The organism is Gilliamella sp. A7 (assembly GCF_002142015.1).
Taxonomy (GTDB): Bacteria; Pseudomonadota; Gammaproteobacteria; order Enterobacterales; family Orbaceae; genus Gilliamella; species Gilliamella apis_A.
Window position 1 is genome coordinate 1 of sequence record NZ_NASN01000089.1, and the last position, 3109, is coordinate 3109.

A 3109-nucleotide genomic window follows, 5' to 3' on the forward strand; every position below is an offset into this window, starting at 1 on the left:
GATTTGTACAATCTAAAAAGGCTCTGCTAAGTCACTAAATTTTAGGTATAATAACTCAGTCATATAGAAATAGCTGACTTTTTGTATTTATTTTTGTAAATAGTGGCAAATTGGTATTCATATTAATTTGGTTATTAATAGCCATCGTAATGCCACCATTTAACGCTTGTAATATTTCATAAATTATTAACGATTTAGCTCGTTTAATTATCTCAATTGTTCACAAAATATATCATAACAAGTCTATATTCTATTTATTAAAATTTTAACCAATTTGAGAGTAAAACTATGAACGCATATCTACTACTTTTCGGTGCAATTATCTGTGAAGTGATTGCAACATCTTCACTCAAATTATCTAATGGATTTACTAATCTAACTTTTTCAATAATTACCATAATTGGTTATAGTGCTTCTTTTTATATTTTATCATTAGCTTTAAAAACGATACCCGTTGGTATAGCTTATGCAATTTGGTCGGGAATAGGGATTATCATTATTAGTTTAATTGCTTGGATTTTTTTAAAACAGTCATTGGATCTTGCTGCATTGATTGGTATGGGATTTATAATTTTTGGAGTGGTAATTATTAATCTTTTTTCAAATATTTCAGGACATTAAAATTGATTTAAATCCTAATCATAAAAATATTAATTAAGTTTTTTTGCATTTTAAAAATAAAAAAACCGGAGTTAAACTCCGGTAAAAATTAGAAGAAAGGTATGTAAAAATATCAACTTTGAATAAAATTAGATTTCACTAGCGTGTTGTTTTAAGTAGCTAGCAACACCATTTGGATTTGCTTGCATACCTTGTTTACCTTTAGTCCATTGTGCAGGACAAACTTCGCCATGTTCTTCATGGAATTGGAAAGCATCAACAATACGTAGCATTTCATCAACGTTACGTCCAATTGGAAGATCATTGATAGTTTCATGACGAACAATGCCTGATTTATCAATAAAGAACGAAGCACGAAGTGCAACACCTGCTTCTGGATGTTCAATACCGTAAGCTTGCATAATGCTATGTTTGATATCTGCAACAATTGGGAACTTCACTTCACCGATACCACCTTTATCTTGTGGAGTATTGCGCCATGCATTATGGACATATTCAGAATCCATTGATACACCAATAACTTCTACACCACGTTTTTTGAATTCTTCAAGACGGTGATCAAAAGCAATGATTTCTGATGGACATACAAAAGTAAAATCCATAGGCCAAAAGAATACGACTGCATATTTGCCTTTGATATGTTCAGCTAAATTAAAATTATTTACTATTTCACCAGAACCAAGCACTGCAGATGAAGTAAAGTCTGGTGCCTTACGAGTTACTAATGTCATAAAATGTCTCCTTGTGTAACTTAATTTGTAATTTATTTTCGGTGAATTATAGCAGTATATATCAATCCGCCAAGTTGTTATCAGCGATTGATTTCATAAGTTTAAACTATGATAAATAAATTATTATTCGGTTTTAATTATCGTTTTCTTTGGTTTACCCTTATTTTTAGTATCTCGATGACGCTGTTTTACCTTTTTCTTTTTCGTATCTTCTTGCTTTTTAGCTACACTTTTTTGTTTAGCTTTTTGTGATGGTTTCTTTTTAGTCACTGGTTTAGGTGCTTTAGTTTTTGGGCGCAATGCATCAATGGTTCTTAATTTAATCGGTTCACGTATATAACGTTCAATTTTTAGTAATAACTCATTATCGTGAGCTTCAACTAACATTATTGCGGTACCTTTTTTTCCGGCACGAGCAGTACGGCCAATGCGATGTAAGTAAACATCAGCGGTTTTAGGCGCATCGAAATTGATGACATGGCTTATATCGTCAATATCTATTCCTCTAGCTGCAACATCTGTTGCAACCAACACATTTACGGTGTCATTACTAATTCTTTTGATTGCTTCATTACGTTTGGCTTGAACCATTTCGCCTTCTAGATAACAACTTTGAATACCTGTTTGATGAAGTAATGTTACTAATTCATGTACTCTTTCCCGTTTACGAACAAAGACAATCGTTTTTTTCACTTCTTCTTGTTTTAATAAATGCGTTAATAATGCAACTTTATGGGCAAAATCATCGGCGCGATAATAAAATTGCAAAATCTTTTTTCGTTCTTTTCGCGAAGGGTCGGCATTAATTTCGACTGGTTGTTCAAGAATACGATTAGCAAAGCTATGTAATCCGTCACCTTCAAGTGTAGCTGAAAATAATAACGTCTGTTTGCGCCAACGAGTTTCTGCAGAGATAGTTTCTACATCCTGAGCAAATCCCATATCTAACATGCGGTCTGCTTCATCCAATATTAACATTTCAACCGCACGACAATCGAAGTTTTCTTCTTTGATATACTGCAATAATCGACCAGTAGTGGCTATGACAATATCTTGATTTTTACTAAACACTTCAGCATGGTTCATATAAGCAACTCCACCAGTAATTGTGGCGATACTTAGGTGAGTTGCTTGCGTAAGTAATTTTGCTTGCTCAGCTATTTGAATTGCGAGTTCTCGAGTTGGGGTTAGTATCAAAATTCGTGGTGGTCCTGGTTTTCGACGAGGAAAATCAAGTAAATGTTGTACCGCTGGAATTAAAAAAGCTAAGGTTTTACCAGTTCCAGTTGGAGCCGAGCCTAAAACATCCTTACCATCTAATGCTACTGGTATAGTTTGTGCTTGAATAACCGTTGGTGTATTAATATTTTGTGCTTGTAGATTGTCAATTAGGATATCATCTAACTGTAAATCGGAAAAAGTTTGTGTAGTCATAGTGCTCTTTTATCTATCATTTTGTCCCACATTATAACGGCAATCGCTATAACTACAATCTTTATCCTTAACAAACATAATCTTTAAGTAACATAGCCGAAAATAGGTAAGAGTAAAACAATTTTTCATGATAAGCATATTATTTATTGGCCAACCATGAACGGTTGAACTTATCATAATTTATGGTTTATGCTAAAATTAGTAAAATAACAAGTTAGCAAACTTAATACTATTTTTTTAGTTAAATTGATGATCGAATTATAAATATGACAGAATCTTTTTCTAACGACAAATATAACCAGCAGTTACAAAATAAAATAACC

The 3109-nt window shown here is 32.7% G+C and carries 2 protein-coding genes and 1 pseudogene; 1 reads left to right on the plus strand and 2 read right to left on the minus strand.

Annotated features, from left to right (window positions below; all coding sequences use genetic code 11):
• Nucleotides 1-279: 279 nt before the first annotated feature.
• Nucleotides 280-621, plus strand: a pseudogene (locus B6D18_RS12180) (multidrug efflux SMR transporter); the annotation flags it as partial.
• 128 nt (nucleotides 622-749) lie between these two features.
• Here B6D18_RS12180 and B6D18_RS12185 read toward each other — a convergent pair.
• Nucleotides 750-1352, minus strand: coding sequence for a peroxiredoxin C (locus B6D18_RS12185; RefSeq protein WP_086364685.1), 603 nt, complete (start codon nucleotides 1350-1352; stop codon nucleotides 750-752).
• 123 nt (nucleotides 1353-1475) lie between these two features.
• Nucleotides 1476-2786 (minus strand): ATP-dependent RNA helicase SrmB, encoded by a 1311-nt coding sequence (srmB, locus tag B6D18_RS12190; protein WP_086364686.1) that lies wholly within the window; start codon nucleotides 2784-2786, stop codon nucleotides 1476-1478.
• Between the last annotated feature and the right edge of the window lie 323 nt (nucleotides 2787-3109).